The sequence below is a fragment of the Enterobacter sp. H2G27 genome, from assembly GCF_054403075.1.
This window is the reverse complement of record NZ_JBSVSI010000001.1, coordinates 4,450,034-4,467,639: the sequence shown is the minus strand read 5'-3', so window position 1 is coordinate 4,467,639 and position 17,606 is coordinate 4,450,034. Positions and strand designations below refer to the sequence as shown.

Below are 17,606 nucleotides of genomic sequence, written 5' to 3'. Positions count from 1 at the left end.
AAAAACAACATCACATCAGAGGGGAGCGTATGGCGTATTCAGGTAAGGTGGATATTCAGCAGGTGATCGATGAAAGTCGCTTTTCAGGATTTCACTGGCTGCTCATTGTGCTGGGCTTTCTGGTTCTGGCGATCGATGGCTTTGATACGGCGGCGATGGGCTACATCGCCCCTACGCTGTCGGCAGAATGGGGGATCCATAAACAGGATCTGGGGCCGGTGCTGAGCGCGGCGCTGCTGGGGCTGTCGCTGGGTGCGCTGATCGCCGGTCCGGTATCGGACCGGATGGGGCGCAAGCGCGTGCTGGTCTTTTCGTGCCTGTTCTTCGGCCTGGCGAGCCTGGGGACGGCCTGGGCGCAAAGTCTGAATACCCTGACGCTGTGGCGCTTCCTGACGGGGCTCGGGCTCGGTGCTGCGATGCCCAACGCCATTACGCTTATCTCCGAGTTTGCCCCCCAGCGCTGTCGCGCCATGGCGATTAACACCATGTACTGCGGCTTCCCTCTGGGTGCGGCGGGCGGCGGCGCGATCTCGTCCTGGCTGATTCCCCACCACGGCTGGCGAAGCGTGCTGCTGACCGGCGCAATTGCACCGCTGATTTTAACGCTGCTGCTGGCGCTGCTGTTGCCGGAGTCGGTGAAGTTTCTGGTGCAGCGCGGAAGAGATGTCATGCAGGTCCGCCGCATCGCCAGCCGGTTCGCCCGCAGCACGCTGGATAGCGTCACGGGCTTTTTCCTGGCGGAGGAGAAAGTCGCATCTAAAAAAGGGAGCGTGTCGCAGCTGTTTTCCATGCCCTGGCTGCCCGGGACCCTGATGCTGTGGGTGACCTATTTTATGGGGCTGGTGATTTACTACGTCCTGCTGAGCTGGATGCCGACGCTGATGCAGGGAATGGGTTATGCCCTGGCGGAGTCCGCCTGGCTCACCTCGCTGTTCACCTTCGGCGGCACGGCCGGGATCCTGCTCGCGGGCTGGATGATGGACCGCTGGGAAGCGCACAAGGTGGTCGCGGGCGGGTTTATCCTGACGATGGGGCTGATCCTGCTACTCGGCATGGAGCATAATCATATCGCCCTGTTTGGCGGGTTGATTTTCCTGATGGGGATCGCGATGAACGGTGCGCAGTCGGGCATGCAGACCCTGGCCGCCACCTTTTACCCTACCGAGTGCCGCGCGACGGGCATCGCCTGGATGCAGGGGATCGGCCGCTTTGGCGGCGTGGCGGGAACTATGACCAGCGCCCAGCTTCTCTCTATGCAGTGGCAGGCGGACAGTATTTTAATGATCCTCAGCGTGCCCGCTCTGGTGGCCGCCGCGGCAATCGTCTACAAAATGCTGTACAGCCGCTCGCAGGAGCCCGGCGTCGCGTAGTTCCTCTCTTTTCTGCTATGCTGCCCCCGCAATTAAGGGGGCAGCATGCTTAACATCGTTTTATTCGAACCAGAAATTCCGCCGAATACCGGCAATATTATCCGCCTGTGTGCCAACACCGGTTTTCGTCTGCACATCATTGAGCCAATGGGCTTTACGTGGGACGACAAACGTCTGCGTCGCGCAGGGCTGGATTACCATGAATTTACCGCCGTTATTCGCCACCACGATTACGCCGCGTTTCTGGAAGCCGAGCAGCCGCAGCGCATGTTCGCCCTGACCACCAAAGGCACGCCGGCGCACAGCGCCGTGAGCTATCAGGCAGGTGACTATCTGATGTTTGGCCCGGAAACCCGCGGCCTGCCGGCCACGATTCTGGATGCCCTGCCCGCCGAGCAGAAAATCCGTATTCCGATGATGCCGGACAGCCGCAGCATGAACCTGTCGAACGCGGTGTCGGTGGTGGTGTATGAAGCATGGCGCCAGCTGGGATATCCGGGCGCCATTCTCAAAAGTTAAATGCCGTCGCCATACTCGAAGGTATGGTGAATGCCGTTGAAGTGCTGATCCATGTCCATGGACGGCTTGTCGCTGTCTGGCTTACCGACGATGCGCGCCGGTACGCCAGCGGCGGTAGTATGCGGCGGCACAGGCTGGAGCACCACGGAACCTGCGCCGATCTTCGCGCCGCGTCCGACTTCGATATTGCCAAGAATTTTGGCACCCGCGCCTATCATCACCCCTTCACGAATTTTCGGATGGCGATCGCCGCTGGTTTTACCGGTACCGCCCAGGGTAACCGACTGCAGGATCGAGACGTCGTCTTCAATCACTGCCGTTTCCCCGACAACGATCCCGGTGGCGTGGTCGAGCATGATCCCACGGCCAATCTTAGCCGCCGGGTGAATATCAACCTGAAACGTCACGGAAACCTGGTTTTGCAGGAAGATAGCCAGCGCGCGGCGGCCTTCATTCCACAGCCAGTGGCCAATGCGGTACGCCTGCAGAGCGTGGAAGCCTTTCAGGTACAGCAGCGGCGTAGAATATTTATCGACCGCCGGGTCACGCGTGCGCACCGCCTGGATATCACAGGCGGCAGAGGCGATCATTTCCGGGTCAGCGGCGTAAGCCTCTTCCACCACTTCACGGATAGCGATAGCAGGCATTATTGAGGATGCCAGCTTGTTGGCGAGCATATAGCTGAGCGCGCTGCCGAGGTTTTCGTGCTTGAGTAGCGTTGCGTGGTAGAAACTGGCCAGCATAGGCTCACAGTCGGCCAGCGCCCGGGCTTCGGCTTTAATGTTGTTCCAGACGATATCCAGTTCTTCACACGGCATTGCTTACTCCAGACGATAGTTAATGACCAGCCAGTTCTGCGCTGGCTGGGTCATTCAGGTGACAACGGTTCCGACTAGTTACTGCTGCGCTCGTCCTTGCGCGCACGACCTAATAAGGTCAATGCTGCCTCGCGCGCATTTTTTCCGCAATATAATACCTGATAAATTTCCTCGGTTATTGGCATTTCGACACCGAAACGGTGCGCCAACTCGCGGACTTCTTTGGTATTGCGGTAGCCTTCCACCACCTGACCAATCTTCTCCTGCGCGTCTTTCACATTGCTGCCCTGTCCGAGCATCATGCCAAAACGGCGGTTACGAGACTGGTTGTCGGTACAGGTCAGCACCAGGTCGCCCAGGCCAGCCATTCCCATAAAGGTGGCCGGATCGGCACCCAGCGCTTCGCCCAGGCGGGACATCTCGGTCAGACCGCGGGTGATCAGCGCCGTACGCGCGTTGGCACCAAAACCAATGCCGTCGGACATCCCGGCACCAATCGCAATCACGTTCTTCACCGCTCCGCCCAGCTGCACGCCGATAAAATCGGGGTTGCTGTAGACGCGGAAGCTCTTGCCGCAGTGCAGCAGCTGTTGAAGATCGTCTGAGAAGGCCCGATCGGTTGAGGCCAGCGAAATCGCCGTCGGCAGGCCAGCGGCCAGCTCTTTGGCAAAGGTCGGGCCGGAGATGACCGCCAGCGGGATCTCATCACCCAGCGCTTCACGGGCAACGTCCTGCAGCAGGCGTCCGGTTTCGGCTTCCAGTCCTTTAGTCGCCCAGACAATGCGCGCATCCGGGCGCATCAGCGGCTTAATCTGACGCAGCACGTCACCAAAGACATGGCTCGGAACCACAATCAGAATGTTGCGGCTGGCCGCCAGCGCGGTCGCAAGGTCGCTTTCAAGGTGCAGGGAGTCAGGGAACGGAACGTCCGGGAGAAACGCCACGTTACAGCGGTCGCGCTGCAGCGTTGCGATATGTTTTGGGTCGTGGCCCCAGAGGACCACATCGTGACCATTTCTTGCCAGCGTGATGGCAAGAGCGGTGCCGTATGAGCCGGCACCGATCACAGTCATTGACGCATTAACAGTGCTCATCAGGCATCCTGATGTTGTTCAGCACCTTCGCCAGCCTGCTGCTGCAGATAGTTCATGAACAGCGCATCAAAGTTAACTGGCGCAAGGTTCAGTTGCGGGAATGTACCGCGAGAAACCAGGCTGGTGATGCATTCACGCGCATACGGGAACAGAATGTTCGGGCAGTACGCACCCAGGCAATGTGCCATCTGGTTGCCTTCGATACCGCCGATAGAGAAGATGCCGCCCTGCTGTACTTCACACAGGAATGCAGTTTCTTCGCCCAGGGATGCGGTAACGGTCACACGCAGCACGACTTCATACACGTCATCTGCCAGTTGGGTAGATGCGGTATCCAGATCAAGTTTAACCTCTGGCTGCCAATCTTTCTGGAAAACGTGTGGCGCATTTGGCGCTTCGAAAGAGACGTCCTTGGTGTAGATACGCTGGATCTGGAAAGTCATTTCGGTGTTGTTTTGTTCTGACATGGAAATACCCTTTTTAATTGTCCTAAAGTCTCTTAGCTCAGCAGCGGATCGAGTCCACCACGGGCGTCGAGCGCATACAAGTCATCACAGCCGCCAATGTGCTGCGCATCAATAAAAATCTGCGGAACCGTCGTGCGACCACTACGTTTGATCATCTCTTCGCGTTTAATCGCGTCACCGTCGATCGGCAGTTCCTGGAACGTGACGCCCTTGCTGTTCAGCAGCGCTTTCGCACGATGGCAGAACGGACACGTCGCTTTGGTATAGATCTCAATATTGGCCATGACTGAACTCCTTATTTACCGCGCACCAAAGGAAGATTTTCCCCGCTCCAGCCGGAAATACCTTCTTTCAGCACCGTTACGTTTTCGAAGCCTGCTTTATGAAGCGCGCTGGCAGATTCCTGTGCCTGCATGCCGGTCGCATCGACAACGATAATCGGCTGGGCTTTGTGTTTTTCAAGCTCACCGACGTTGTTCGCTTTGATTTCAGCTGGCAACAGGTTGATTGCGCCCGCAATGTGACCTTTACGGAAATCGTCACGCTGACGCAGATCGACAACGACGGCATCTTCTTTGTTAATCAGACGCGTCGCTTCACCACGGGTGATAACCTTAATCTTAGACGTCAGGCTCTTAAATGTGGTGAACAGCACAGCAGCCAGCAGGCCAATCCACGCGATGCTCAGAACCGGATGGCGGCTAACGAATTGCATAATTTCTTGCATGGAGGGTAACTACTCCCGACTAATTGATAAAAAAACCAGGACAGGAGTATACCTGTGCGTTCTGGCAAATACAGCCAGCGACCATAACCTAATCCATTTTCTGCGGCATGCCACCTAAAAAAATGCCTCAAAATGGTCTGGAGGGCACCTTGCCACTGCGCTTTCTTTGATCTTCTGCGGCTATTTGATCGATTCAGCTGTAGTAAAATTACGCAAATTTTGACTCTTGAGCATGAGGTTGTCGCAATGTCGGTTTCTAAAAAACCTATGGTACTGGTGATTCTGGATGGTTATGGCTACCGTGAAGATAGCCAGGATAACGCTATTTTCAACGCCAAAACCCCGGTCATGGATGCCCTGTGGGCAAAACGTCCACATACGCTGATTGACGCGTCTGGCCTGGAAGTGGGCCTGCCGGACCGCCAGATGGGCAACTCCGAAGTCGGTCACGTAAACCTGGGCGCCGGGCGTATTGTGTATCAGGACCTGACGCGTCTGGACGTTGAAATCAAAGAACGCACCTTCTTCTCCAACCCAACGCTGTCTGGCGCGGTCGATAAAGCCGTTGCCGCTGGCAAGGCTGTACACATTATGGGCCTGCTCTCTGCTGGCGGCGTGCACAGCCACGAAGATCACATCATGGCGATGGTTAAACTGGCCGCTGAACGCGGTGCAGAAAAAATCTATCTGCACGCCTTCCTGGACGGTCGCGATACGCCACCACGCAGCGCAAAAGGCTCTCTGCAAGCCTTCGAAGACAAATTCGCCGCGTTGGGTAAAGGCCGCGTAGCATCCATTATTGGCCGTTACTACGCCATGGACCGCGACAACCGCTGGGATCGCGTTGAACAGGCCTATGACCTGTTGACCCTGGCAAAAGGTGAATTCCAGTTCGCGACCGCCGTTGAAGCGCTGGAAGCAGCTTATGCTCGTGATGAAAACGACGAATTCGTCAAAGCGTCCGTCATTCGCGCTGAAGGCCAGACCGACGCCGCCATGGAAGATGGCGACGCGCTGATCTTCATGAACTTCCGCGCTGACCGCGCGCGCGAAATCACCCGTGCTTTCGTCAACAGCGACTTCGACGGTTTTGCCCGCAAGAAAGTGGTAAACATCGACTTCATCCAGCTGACCGAATATGCGGCAGACATCAAAGCGCCGTGCGCATACCCACCGGCCTCGCTGGCAAACACCTTCGGTGAGTGGATGGCGAAGAACGACAAAACGCAGCTGCGTATTTCCGAAACTGAAAAATACGCGCACGTGACCTTCTTCTTTAACGGCGGCGTTGAAGAGCCGTTCAAAGGCGAAGACCGCATTCTGATCAACTCACCGAAAGTCGCGACCTACGATCTGCAGCCAGAAATGAGCTCTGCAGAATTGACGGAAAAACTGGTTGCGGCCATCGAGAGCGGTAAATATGACACCATCATTTGTAACTACCCGAACGGCGACATGGTGGGTCATACCGGGGTGATGGAAGCGGCAGTGAAAGCGGTTGAAGCACTGGATCACTGCGTTGATCAGGTTGCGAAAGCTGTTGAATCCGTTGGCGGCCAGCTGCTGATCACCGCAGATCACGGTAACGCTGAACAGATGCGCGACCCGGCGACCGGCCAGGCGCATACCGCCCACACCAACCTGCCCGTTCCGCTGATTTATGTGGGTGATAAATCACTGAAAGCAGTGGAGGGTGGCAAGCTTTCTGACATCGCGCCAACCATGCTGTCGCTGATGGGGATGCCGATCCCTGAAGAGATGACTGGTAAGCCGCTGTTCATCGTGGAATAATCGCTCCCCATGAGGGGAAAGGCGATTTTTTCAATCACATGGGTCGTGAAGCCGCTTAGGTTATCAGTCAGACCTCTGTTTTACGCCAGCGCACTCAGCGCTGGCGTATTGCTGTGCGCCGCATCCGCCCACGCGGATGACCGCGACCAGCTGAAATCCATTCAGGCCGATATCGCCGCCAAAGAGCGTGCGGTACGCCAGCAGCAACAGCAGCGATCCGCACTTCTTGCCCAGCTAAAGCAACAGGAAGAGGCGATCTCCGCCGCCGCGCGTAAACTGCGTGAAACGCAAAACACCCTCGCCCTGTTGAACAAGCAGATCGACGAGATGAACGCGTCGATTGCCAAACTGGAACGCCAGCGCGATGCGCAGGAGCGCAATCTTGCCGCACAGCTTGATGCCGCATTCCGCCAGGGTGAACATACCGGACTCCAGCTGATCCTCAGCGGCGAAGAGAGCCAGCGCGGCCAGCGCCTGCAGGCCTACTTTGGCTATCTCAACCAGGCGCGCCAGGAGACTATCGCGCAGCTGAGACAGACGCGCGAAGAAGTTTCCACGCAAAAAGCCGAGCTGGAAGAGAAGCAGAGCCAGCAGCAGACGCTGCTCTACGATCAGCAGGCCCAGCAGGCAAAGCTCGAGCAGGCGCGCAACGAGCGTAAGAAAACCCTTTCCGGCCTTGAATCCTCTATTCAGGAAGGACAGAGCCAGCTCAGCGAAATGCGCGCCAACGAATCAAAACTGCGTAACAGCATCGCCCGTGCGGAAGCCGCGGCGAAAGCGCGTGCCGAAAAAGAAGCGCGCGAGGCGCAGGCCGTTCGCGACAAGCAGCAGGAAGCGTCCCGCAAAGGCACCACCTACAAGCCAAGCGAGAGCGAACGTTCCCTGATGTCGCGTACCGGCGGTTTGGGTTCTCCTCGCGGCCAGGCTTTCTGGCCCGTTCGCGGTTCAATTCTGCATCGCTATGGCGAACAGCTCCAGGGTGAGCTACGTTGGAAAGGGATCGTTATTGGTGCGTCTGAAGGTAGCGAAGTGAAAGCCATCGCCGATGGCCGCGTGATTCTTGCCGACTGGCTGCAGGGTTACGGACTGGTCGTGGTGGTCGAACACGGTAAAGGTGATATGAGCCTTTACGGCTACAACCAGAGCGCGCTGGTCAGCGTCGGCACGCAGGTGCGCGCCGGCCAACCCATCGCCCTTGTGGGCAGCAGTGGCGGTCAGGGCCGCCCGTCACTCTATTTCGAAATTCGTCGCCAGGGTCAGGCGGTCAATCCACAGCCGTGGTTGGGAAGATAAGTTTTGCTTCAATTTCGTCGAATGGTTTTCTCCGTCGTCAGCGCGCTGGCGCTGGCTGCACCGGTATACGCAGGTAAACTCGCTATCGTGATTGATGACTTCGGTTATCGTCCGCACTATGAAAATCAGGTGCTGGCGATGCCGTCGGCCATCTCTGTCGCCGTCCTTCCGAATGCTCCCCACGCGCGTGAGATGGCGACCAAAGCACACAGCAGCGGCCATCAGGTGCTGATCCACCTGCCAATGGCCCCGCTCAGCAAGCAGCCGCTGGAAAAAGATACCCTGCGCCCGGACATGAGCAGCGAGGAAATCGAGCGCATCATCCGTGACGCCTACAACAAAGTGCCGTATGCCGTAGGGCTGAACAACCATATGGGCAGCGCGATGACGTCAAGCCTGTACGGGATGCTCAAAGTGATGCAGGCGCTGGAGCGTTACAACCTCTACTTCCTCGACAGCATGACCATCGGCAACAGCCAGGCGATGCGTGCCGCTCAGGGAACGGGCGTAAAGGTAATTAAGCGCAAGGTGTTCCTGGATGATACCCAGAACGAAGCCGATATCCGCATGCAGTTTAATCGCGCGGTACAGCTGGCCCGCCGCAATGGCTCAGCCATCGCCATCGGTCACCCGCACCCGTCTACCGTTCGCGTCCTGCAGCAGATGCTGCCGACCTTGCCTTCCGATATCACGCTGGTACGGCCGAGCGATCTACTGAACGAGCCGCAGGTGGATACCTCTACACCGAATTCTGCGCAGCCCGTCCCGACAGCGCCGCGTAATCCGTTCCGCGGCGTGAAGCGCTGTGTACCGAAGCAGCCGCTTGAACCGGTCTATGCGACCCGCTTCTTCTCCGTCATCGGAGACAGCATCAGTAACAGTACGCTGGTGAAATACGTCCAGCAGCAGTGGCAGGGATGGGGTAAGAAAGCCTGACGCCTATTTCGCAATCTGTGAGTCCGTCTGCTCGTTAGCAACGGACTCTTTTTTTTCCTGATGCTGATACCAGGATTTGAAATACTTCAAAAAACTATAGGCTGTGGCATACAGTCCCGTTGCCACCCCCACTTTGCCCTTACGCCAGGCGCCGCTAAAAAGATACCATTTGAAAAAAGCACCGATGGCGCTGATTACGCCGCGCCCAACAGAGGGCCGTATTTTTTGATGTTGAACCAGGCGGGTTGTATAACAATTTAATTTATTAAAAAGCTCGTGCAGCGTGGGAAACGTATCATGTTTTACATAACCCTGAATACGTTCACAACGGAGAAAACCTTCGACCTGATCGTCTACCGGTCGGTTATTAAACCGGGACTGTTTACGGTTAAAAAGACGCACAGGATAATCAGGGGATGAAACGGGATAAATCGTCCGGACTTCTTCACCCAGAACAAACCAGTGGCGGCATATTCGCCATGCCGTTCCGGGGTCAGGCTCATCACCTGCTTTTAACCTTAAAATGGCATTAACCGTTTCCTGGTCAAGAATTTCGTCGCTATCGATGCACAGGACCCAGTCATTGCTGGCTAAGGATATGGCATGGTTCATCTGCTCGCCATGCCAGCCAAATTTTTTATAGACCGGGAGCAGTCCAAAGCTCTCACAAATATATCGTGTTTTGTCCGTACTCCCTGAATCAACCACGACGACTTCATCCGCTATTTTTAAAAGAGGCGGAATAACATCATGCAACAATCTCTCAGAATTAAACGTTAATAAGCAGACCGTTATTTTAAACATTTTCCCACTCTCAATAGCAGCCTAAATTAATATTATTAATACTATATAAATGAGTAGAGATGGTTAAAGTCCTGAATCACACTTTTAAAATAAACGCGCTTGAAATTTTCTCTAATCCTGAAGCGCAATAAAATAGAAAAATCTATTTTATTTCAACAGATTCTTTATAATGCTGTCAGATGAAGGGTAGCACACGGATTCAGACATGCCGCACAAAAGTAAAATTCTCCTCCTGGATACGGGTAAAGAATGGGGGGGAGGCACCAACAGTATGCTTGAGCTCCTGAAGCGAATCAATCGCGATAAATTCGATATTACCTGTTGTTTTTACAGTGATTATAGTCGTGCCGAAGGTGAGAAGATTGGCCAGGTGCTCAACGGCATCGGGATCCCGCTCATCGTGATTCCTCAACGTCCGCAGCCAGTCTGGGCCAAATTGTTGAAGGAAGCTGGACGTAGCCTGCTGTTTTTCTCGCGCAGCGCCCGCAAGGCATTAACGCGTCACGTGGATATTATGTGGCGCATCAGGCCTAACGTCAGCAAGATCGAAACTCTTTTCTCGCAGGGCGGTTTCGATACGCTCTATATGAATAACCAGCCTGGCTCAAATGAAGAAGGCTATCTGGCGGCGGCGAACCTGCAGGTGCGGGTGATCCAACACTGCCGCATTGAACCTGTTTTGACCCCACCTCTGGTAAAGATGGTTAATGCCCATGCCACAAAAATCATCGCCGTCTCGCACGGCGTTGAACGCGTGTTACTTCAGCATGGCGTCCGGCCCGAACTGTGTACGACGGTCAATAATGCCATCGACATCCACCAGCCTTTACCTGACCGGCGTGCGATGCGCCAGCGCCTGAATATTGATGACGACACGTTTGTGTTCGGCAGTATCGGGTCGTTAATCCCTCGCAAAGCCAACCACCACACGCTGGAGGCGCTGGCACAGTTCAGCGAGAAGCATCCGCAGGCGAAATGGAAAATGGTGCTGGTCGGCGAAGGTGCCGAACGCCGCGCTTTAGCGGAACAGGCCCGAGCGCTGGGCATTGAACATCACGTCATCTTCACCGGTTTTCAGAACACCCCGTTTGATTACCTCGCTACGTTTGACGCCTTTATCCTCGCCTCAAAAAGCGAAGGGCTACCGCGCGTGGTGCTGGAAGCGATGCTTCTCAATATCCCCGTGATTGGCTCTCAGGTGACCGGCACGGCAGAATTGATTGACCATGATTCGACAGGTCTGCTCTTCCCCTGGAGCGATGTTCCACAACTTGCACAGCATCTGGACAATATCTGGGCAGACGCGGAACTGCGGGCTCGACTGGCGGCAGCTGCTTACCAGAACGTCTGTCATAACTACGCCATTGAAAACTACGTCAGCGGTGTCGAAGCCGTGCTTGGCGCGCGCTGACCAAACGAGATAACTATGTTTAAATTTCTTAATGCTCGCTATCGTCATATCACCGGGCGACACAACATTCCTTACAGCTCTCTTCCCATGACGGGCGCGCTTGCTGCGGTGGACTCTATTGTGATTCCGTGTACCGGCGCAGATTTCGTCGAAGAAGCATTACTCTCTGCCACCTTCGCGGAACGTTATGCCACCGGGGTGAGCGAAATCGTCATCGTCAGCGATCAACCCGAATCTGCCTTTGGGATACTGCCGCCTAAAACCCGCGTAGTGACGCTTAACCTTCCCGTTCGTGAGGAAAGTTACCGCTATAAGCAGATCTACCTCAGCCGTCTGGTGAAGCTTAACGCCCCGCTACAGGCTCGCGGTGAAGGGATATTGATGATCGATTCCGATCTCAATTTGCTGAAGATGCCAGAGATCAACATGGCCGATATGCACATCTACTCCAGCTTCCGTCAGGGTAAAATGATTGCCAAGCTGGACGGTGCGCCTGCGGAGAAAGTGCCGGCGTATTACAAGGAGACGGTGCGCCCTTATCTGGTCGATCACGTTAACGGCGCGTTTCTTGCGGCAACTAAAAAAACCTGGCGCCGTATCTGCCCGCTGTGGCTGACGCTGTTCCAGGATACCTGGGAACTGATGGACGACACGCAGCCGCCGACCGATCAGCTGCCGCTCGCCGCGCTGCTGGACATGCTGGATTTAAAAACGGTTAACCTGGGTGACTGGATGAACTGGCCGGTCTCCAAGAAGATCGGCGGGCAGGAAGCCGTAGTTCCGAAAGAGGTGATTGGCGCGCACGGCGGTTTCCCTCTCTCAGAATGGCAAAAGTATCTTGAATCACCGGATAACAAACTGCTGTTCAAAGGTCAGGACTACACCCGCAAGGTGCGCTACCTGACGGACGAAGAGAAAAAGAATCAATAAAAAAAGGGGCCTCAGGCCCCTTTTTGATTACTTATCCCAGCTCAGGATAACTTTCCCTGACTGGCCGGAACGCATCGCGTCAAAGCCCTGCTGGAACTCATCGATGGAGAAACGGTGAGTGATAATCGGGGACAGATCCAGACCGGACTGGATCAGCGCCGCCATCTTGTACCAGGTCTCGAACATTTCGCGGCCATAGATGCCCTTAATGAACAGCCCCTTGAAGATGACCTTGTTCCAGTCGATAGACATATCCGATGGCGGAATACCCAGCATCGCAATACGACCGCCGTGGTTCATGGTGTCGAGCATGGTGCGAAACGCCGGTGGCGCGCCGGACATCTCCAGACCCACGTCAAAGCCCTCGGTCATGCCCAGCTCTTCCATCACGTCGCTCAGGCTCTCTTTCGAGACATCCACCGCACGGGTGACGCCCATTTTGCGCGCCAGCGACAGACGGTATTCGTTTACATCGGTGATCACAACGTTGCGCGCACCCACGTGCTTCGCCACGGCTGCCGCCATAATGCCAATTGGGCCCGCGCCGGAGACCAGCACGTCTTCACCAACCAGGTCGAAAGAGAGCGCCGTGTGCACCGCATTGCCAAACGGGTCGAAGATGGAGGCCAGATCGTCAGAAATATTGTCCGGGATTTTGAACGCGTTAAAGGCCGGGATCACCAGATATTCCGCGAAGCAGCCCGGACGGTTCACGCCCACGCCGATGGTATTACGGCACAGGTGAGTACGTCCGCCGCGGCAGTTACGGCAGTGGCCGCAGGTAATATGGCCTTCACCGGAGACGCGGTCGCCAATTTTGAAGCCTTTTACTTCCTGGCCGATACCCACCACTTCGCCGACATATTCGTGACCGACAACCATCGGTACCGGGATGGTTTTCTGCGACCACTGGTCCCAGTTATAGATGTGAACGTCAGTACCGCAGATGGCCGTTTTACGAATTTTGATCAGCAGATCGTTATGACCGACTTCCGGCTCCGGCACGTCGGTCATCCAAATCCCTTCTTCCGCTTTCAGTTTGGATAACGCTTTCATCACACGTCCTCAGGCAATTACGCCCAGCTGTTTACCAATGCGGGTAAAGGCTTCTACCGCACGTTCAATTTGTTCAGGCGTATGCGCCGCAGACATCTGGGTGCGGATACGCGCCTGACCTTTTGGCACCACCGGGAAGAAGAACCCGGTGACGTAAATCCCTTCTTTCTGCAGTTCGCGGGCAAATTGCTGCGCGACGACCGCATCGCCGAGCATCACCGGAATGATCGCATGGTCGGCACCGGCCAGGGTAAACCCTGCGGCGCTCATTTTTTCACGGAACAGACGGGCGTTGGACCACAGGCGGTCGCGCAGCTCAGCGCCGGACTCCACCATCTCCAGCACTTTAATGGAGGCGGCAACAATCGCCGGCGCCAGGGAGTTGGAGAACAGATACGGACGGGAGCGCTGACGCAGCCACTCAACCACCTCTTTACGCGCGGCGGTATAGCCGCCGGACGCGCCGCCGAGCGCTTTGCCCAGCGTGCCGGTGATGATGTCCACGCGGCCCATCACGTCACAGTATTCGTGGGAACCGCGGCCGTTTTTGCCGACAAAACCGACCGCGTGAGAGTCATCGACCATCACCAGCGCGTCGTATTTATCCGCCAGGTCGCACACGCCCTTCAGGTTGGCGATCACGCCGTCCATGGAGAACACGCCGTCGGTGGCGATCAGCACGTGGCGAGCACCCGCTTCACGAGCCTCTTTCAGGCGCGCTTCCAGCTCAACCATATCGTTGTTGGCGTAGCGGAAACGCTTCGCTTTACACAGGCGTACGCCGTCGATGATGGAAGCGTGGTTCAGGGCGTCGGAGATAATCGCATCTTCTGCACCGAGCAGGGTCTCAAACAGACCGCCGTTGGCGTCAAAGCAGGAGGAGTAAAGAATCGCGTCTTCCATTCCGAGGAAGCTCGCCAGCTTTTGCTCAAGCTGCTTGTGGCTGTCCTGCGTACCGCAGATAAAGCGTACGGAGGCCATGCCGAAACCGTGGGTGTCCATGCCGTTTTTTGCAGCGGCAATCAGCTCAGGGTGATTTGCGAGACCTAAGTAGTTGTTCGCACAAAAGTTGATCACATGGCTGCCGTCGGCAACGGTGATGTCCGCCTGCTGGGCAGACGTGATAATACGCTCTTCCTTGAACAACCCTTCCGCACGTGCGGTGTCGAGGTCGCTGTTTAACTGTTTGTAAAAATCACCACGCATTGCAATTCTCCAGACTCGGCAAATTTCGGGACATATTACCCAAACCTATAGTTCATGACGAGATGACACGTCATCTCTTGTCGTTTTTGCAGCATAAATCACGCGTACCCCTGCGCTGTGAAGGTGAATGGCTGAAGGGCAGCCATACTAATGATATGATAGAGACATTAGCGTCCGGGATTGTCCCCGGGCTCCACACTTCAAAGGTTACAGTTATGATCATCGTTACCGGCGGCGCGGGCTTTATCGGCAGCAATATTGTTAAGGCTCTCAATGACAAAGGCATCACCGACATCCTGGTGGTTGACAACCTGAAAGACGGCACCAAGTTTGTTAACCTGGTGGATCTGAACATCGCTGACTACATGGATAAAGAAGACTTCCTTATCCAGATTATGGCAGGCGAAGAGTTCGGCGAGATCGAAGCCATCTTCCACGAAGGTGCGTGTTCTTCCACCACCGAGTGGGACGGTAAGTACATGATGGACAACAACTATCAGTACTCCAAAGAGATCCTGCACTACTGCTTGGAGCGTGAAATTCCGTTCCTGTACGCCTCCTCTGCTGCAACCTACGGCGGCCGCACCTCGGACTTCATCGAGTCCCGCGAGTATGAACAGCCGCTGAACGTCTACGGTTATTCTAAGTTTCTGTTCGACGAGTACGTGCGTCAGGTTCTGCCAGAAGCGAACTCGCAGATCGTCGGCTTCCGTTACTTCAACGTCTACGGACCGCGCGAAGGCCACAAAGGCAGTATGGCAAGCGTAGCGTTCCACCTGAACACCCAGCTGAATAACGGCGAAAGTCCGAAACTGTTCGAAGGCAGTGACGGCTTTAAGCGTGATTTCGTCTACGTAGGCGACGTTGCCGCAGTGAACCTGTGGTTCTGGGAAAACGGCGTATCCGGCATCTTCAACCTGGGGACCGGCCGCGCGGAGTCCTTCCAGGCAGTGGCTGACGCCACGCTGGCGTATCACAAAAAAGGCAGCATTGAGTACATTCCGTTCCCTGACAAGCTGAAAGGCCGTTATCAGGCATTCACGCAGGCCGATCTGACTAACCTGCGCGCAGCGGGTTATGACAAGCCGTTCAAGACCGTTGCCGAAGGCGTAACGGAATATATGGCCTGGCTGAACCGCGACGCGTAAGTATGAAGATTCTGGTGATCGGCCCGTCATGGGTGGGCGACATGATGATGTCGCAAAGTCTCTATCGCACGCTCAAGGCGCGCTATCCCCAGGCGATAATCGACGTGATGGCACCTGCATGGTGCCGTCCTCTGTTGTCGCGTATGCCGGAAGTGAATGAAGCCATCCCGATGCCGCTTGGCCACGGGGCGCTGGAAATCGGCGAACGCCGTAAACTCGGTCATAGCCTGCGCGAGAAGCGCTACGATCGCGCGTATGTCCTGCCAAACTCCTTTAAATCCGCCCTGGTGCCCTTTTTTGCGGGGATACCGCACCGTACCGGCTGGCGCGGCGAAATGCGCTACGGCCTGCTGAACGATGCGCGGGTGCTGGATAAAGAGGCCTGGCCGCTGATGGTGGAACGCTACGTGGCTTTGGCCTATGACAAAGGCGTGATGCGCAGTGCGAAAGACCTGCCGCAGCCGTTGCTCTGGCCACAGCTTCAGGTTAACGACGGTGAAAAATCCCAGACCTGTAACGCGTTTGGTCTTTCGTCTGAACGCCCGATGATTGGCTTCTGCCCTGGCGCCGAGTTCGGCCCGGCAAAACGCTGGCCGCACTATCATTATGCGGAGCTGGCGAAACAGCTGATTGACGAAGGCTACCAGATTGTCCTGTTCGGCTCGGCAAAGGACCACGAGGCAGGCAACGAAATTCTCGCGACGCTGAGTAATGAACAGCAGGCCTGGTGCCGCAACCTGGCGGGAGAAACGCAGCTTGAACAGGCGGTTATTCTGATTGCCGCCTGTAAGGCTGTAGTAAGTAACGATTCTGGCCTGATGCACGTCGCTGCCGCGCTCAACCGCCCGCTTGTGGCGCTGTATGGCCCAAGTAGCCCGGACTTCACGCCCCCGCTTTCTCATAAAGCGCGCGTCATTCGCCTGATCACCGGCTACCACAAAGTGCGCAAAGGCGATGCCGCAGAAGGCTATCATCAGAGCCTGATCGACATTACCCCAGAGCGCGTTCTCGAAGAACTTAACGAACTGCTGCTGAGCGAAGAAGGATAACGAATGCGGGTACTGATCGTTAAAACCTCTTCGATGGGCGATGTTCTGCATACGCTGCCGTCACTGACGGACGCCATGCGGGCCATTCCCGGCATTCGTTTTGACTGGGTAGTGGAAGAAGGTTTCGCGCAGATCCCCACCTGGCATGAAGCGGTTGACCGCGTGATCCCGGTGGCGATTCGCCGCTGGCGCAAAGCGTGGTTCTCCGCGCCAATTAAAGCCGAACGCAAAGCCTTCCGTGAGGCGGTGCAGGCACAACATTACGACGCTATCATCGACGCCCAGGGGCTGGTGAAAAGCGCTGCGCTGGTGACGCGTCTGGCACGCGGCATAAAGCACGGCATGGACTGGCACACCGCCCGCGAACCGCTGGCGAGCCTGTTCTATAACCGCCGCCACTACATCGCAAAGCAACAGCATGCCGTCGAACGTACACGCGAGCTGTTTGCAAAAAGCCTGGGCTATGCCAAACCGGAAACCCAGGGCGACTACGCCATTGCACAGCACTTTTTGCGCAATACAGATCCCTGTGCTCAGCCTTATCTTGTGTTCCTGCATGCCACAACTCGCGACGATAAACACTGGCCGGAAACGCACTGGCGATGCCTGATTGAACTAATGCAACCTACCGGCATCCATATTAAACTGCCCTGGGGCGCTGAACATGAGCGGCAGCGTGCAGAGCGTCTGGCTGCAGGATTTTCGCACGTCGAGGTATTGCCGAAACTCACGCTGGCGCAGGTTGCTGCACAGCTGGCGGGGGCGAATGCTGTTGTTTCCGTTGATACCGGTTTAAGCCATTTAACCGCGGCGCTGGATCGTCCGAATATTACGATTTTTGGTCCGACCGATCCCGGATTGATCGGGGGTTACGGTAAGAACCAGCATCAGATGGTCAGCCCGACCCAGCAAACGAAGGATATCAGCGCAGATGCTATTTTTTCATTTTTACAGGGCAGCCGTTGGCTTTCCAACAGGGATATCTAA

Annotated in this window: 18 protein-coding genes; 10 read left to right on the top strand and 8 right to left on the bottom strand. The window is 55.9% G+C overall.

Translation table 11 applies throughout. The annotated features are described in order from the left end of the window. Positions 1–29 precede the first annotated feature (29 nt). Entirely contained in the window at positions 30–1,370 is a 1,341-nt protein-coding gene (locus ACW9E7_RS21215) for an MFS transporter (RefSeq protein WP_458728331.1), read from the top strand. Between the two features lie 45 nt (positions 1,371–1,415). Then, positions 1,416–1,889, top strand: a complete 474-nt coding sequence (gene trmL, locus ACW9E7_RS21210) for a tRNA (uridine(34)/cytosine(34)/5-carboxymethylaminomethyluridine(34)-2'-O)-methyltransferase TrmL (RefSeq protein WP_133293524.1) — start codon at positions 1,416–1,418, stop codon at positions 1,887–1,889. Here trmL and cysE read toward each other — a convergent pair. The 5 genes from cysE to ACW9E7_RS21185 form a co-directional block, all read right to left on the bottom strand. Then, positions 1,886–2,707, bottom strand: coding sequence for a serine O-acetyltransferase (cysE, locus tag ACW9E7_RS21205; RefSeq protein ID WP_008502718.1), 822 nt, complete (start codon positions 2,705–2,707; stop codon positions 1,886–1,888). The genes trmL and cysE overlap by 4 nt on opposite strands. A gap of 74 nt (positions 2,708–2,781) precedes the next feature. After that, positions 2,782–3,801 (bottom strand): NAD(P)H-dependent glycerol-3-phosphate dehydrogenase, encoded by a 1,020-nt coding sequence (gene gpsA, locus ACW9E7_RS21200; protein ID WP_115876693.1) that lies wholly within the window; start codon positions 3,799–3,801, stop codon positions 2,782–2,784. Beyond that, positions 3,801–4,268 carry a protein-export chaperone SecB gene (gene secB / locus ACW9E7_RS21195; RefSeq protein ID WP_003860835.1) on the bottom strand — a complete coding sequence of 156 codons (468 nt, stop codon included), beginning with the start codon at positions 4,266–4,268 and terminating at the stop codon, positions 3,801–3,803. Before secB ends, gpsA begins: the two co-directional genes overlap by 1 nt. A 32-nt stretch (positions 4,269–4,300) precedes the next feature. Continuing rightward, on the bottom strand, positions 4,301–4,552 hold the full coding sequence (grxC, locus tag ACW9E7_RS21190) for a glutaredoxin 3 (protein ID WP_023309914.1): 252 nt from the start codon (positions 4,550–4,552) through the stop codon (positions 4,301–4,303). Positions 4,553–4,563: 11 nt separating this feature from the next. Beyond that, positions 4,564–4,995: a rhodanese-like domain-containing protein gene (locus tag ACW9E7_RS21185; RefSeq protein WP_023309913.1), complete on the bottom strand. Its 432-nt coding sequence runs from the start codon at positions 4,993–4,995 to the stop codon at positions 4,564–4,566. A 246-nt stretch (positions 4,996–5,241) separates the two neighbouring features. On the opposite strand from ACW9E7_RS21185, the gene gpmM reads away from it, so the two are divergent. The 3 genes from gpmM to ACW9E7_RS21170 are packed head-to-tail and all read left to right on the top strand — an operon-like array spanning position 5,242 to position 9,015. Continuing rightward, positions 5,242–6,786 (top strand): 2,3-bisphosphoglycerate-independent phosphoglycerate mutase, encoded by a 1,545-nt coding sequence (gene gpmM, locus ACW9E7_RS21180; protein ID WP_458728330.1) that lies wholly within the window; start codon positions 5,242–5,244, stop codon positions 6,784–6,786. Between the two features lie 33 nt (positions 6,787–6,819). After that, entirely contained in the window at positions 6,820–8,079 is a 1,260-nt protein-coding gene (envC, locus tag ACW9E7_RS21175) for a murein hydrolase activator EnvC (RefSeq protein ID WP_240741467.1), read from the top strand. Positions 8,080–8,082: 3 nt separating this feature from the next. Beyond that, positions 8,083–9,015 carry a divergent polysaccharide deacetylase family protein gene (locus ACW9E7_RS21170; RefSeq protein WP_115876696.1) on the top strand — a complete coding sequence of 311 codons (933 nt, stop codon included), beginning with the start codon at positions 8,083–8,085 and terminating at the stop codon, positions 9,013–9,015. Between the two features lie 3 nt (positions 9,016–9,018). Here ACW9E7_RS21170 and ACW9E7_RS21165 read toward each other — a convergent pair whose 3' ends face one another. Next, a complete protein-coding gene (locus tag ACW9E7_RS21165) occupies positions 9,019–9,819 on the bottom strand; it encodes a glycosyltransferase family 2 protein (RefSeq protein WP_133293520.1) in 801 nt (266 codons plus the stop codon). Positions 9,820–10,024: 205 nt separating this feature from the next. Between ACW9E7_RS21165 and ACW9E7_RS21160 the strand changes: the two genes are divergently transcribed. Both ACW9E7_RS21160 and ACW9E7_RS21155 read left to right on the top strand, forming a co-directional pair. After that, a complete protein-coding gene (locus ACW9E7_RS21160) occupies positions 10,025–11,230 on the top strand; it encodes a glycosyltransferase (protein WP_458728329.1) in 1,206 nt (401 codons plus the stop codon). Positions 11,231–11,245: 15 nt separating this feature from the next. Further along, positions 11,246–12,160 carry a hypothetical protein gene (locus tag ACW9E7_RS21155; RefSeq protein WP_115876699.1) on the top strand — a complete coding sequence of 305 codons (915 nt, stop codon included), beginning with the start codon at positions 11,246–11,248 and terminating at the stop codon, positions 12,158–12,160. Positions 12,161–12,187: 27 nt separating this feature from the next. On the opposite strand, the gene tdh is transcribed toward ACW9E7_RS21155, so the two are convergent. Both tdh and kbl read right to left on the bottom strand, forming a co-directional pair. Then, positions 12,188–13,216, bottom strand: coding sequence for an L-threonine 3-dehydrogenase (gene tdh, locus ACW9E7_RS21150; protein ID WP_111964308.1), 1,029 nt, complete (start codon positions 13,214–13,216; stop codon positions 12,188–12,190). Positions 13,217–13,225: 9 nt separating this feature from the next. After that, positions 13,226–14,422, bottom strand: a complete 1,197-nt coding sequence (gene kbl, locus ACW9E7_RS21145) for a glycine C-acetyltransferase (protein WP_115876700.1) — start codon at positions 14,420–14,422, stop codon at positions 13,226–13,228. 215 nt (positions 14,423–14,637) lie between these two features. Here kbl and rfaD point away from each other — a divergent pair, with 215 nt between their 5' ends. From rfaD to rfaC, 3 genes are read left to right on the top strand one after another with little or no spacing between them, the layout of a single operon-like run. Beyond that, positions 14,638–15,570, top strand: coding sequence for an ADP-glyceromanno-heptose 6-epimerase (rfaD, locus tag ACW9E7_RS21140; RefSeq protein ID WP_008502707.1), 933 nt, complete (start codon positions 14,638–14,640; stop codon positions 15,568–15,570). Between the two features lie 2 nt (positions 15,571–15,572). Next, a complete protein-coding gene (gene rfaF, locus ACW9E7_RS21135) occupies positions 15,573–16,619 on the top strand; it encodes an ADP-heptose--LPS heptosyltransferase RfaF (RefSeq protein ID WP_032661897.1) in 1,047 nt (348 codons plus the stop codon). A gap of 3 nt (positions 16,620–16,622) precedes the next feature. Beyond that, on the top strand, positions 16,623–17,606 hold the full coding sequence (rfaC, locus tag ACW9E7_RS21130; RefSeq protein WP_458728328.1) for a lipopolysaccharide heptosyltransferase RfaC: 984 nt from the start codon (positions 16,623–16,625) through the stop codon (positions 17,604–17,606).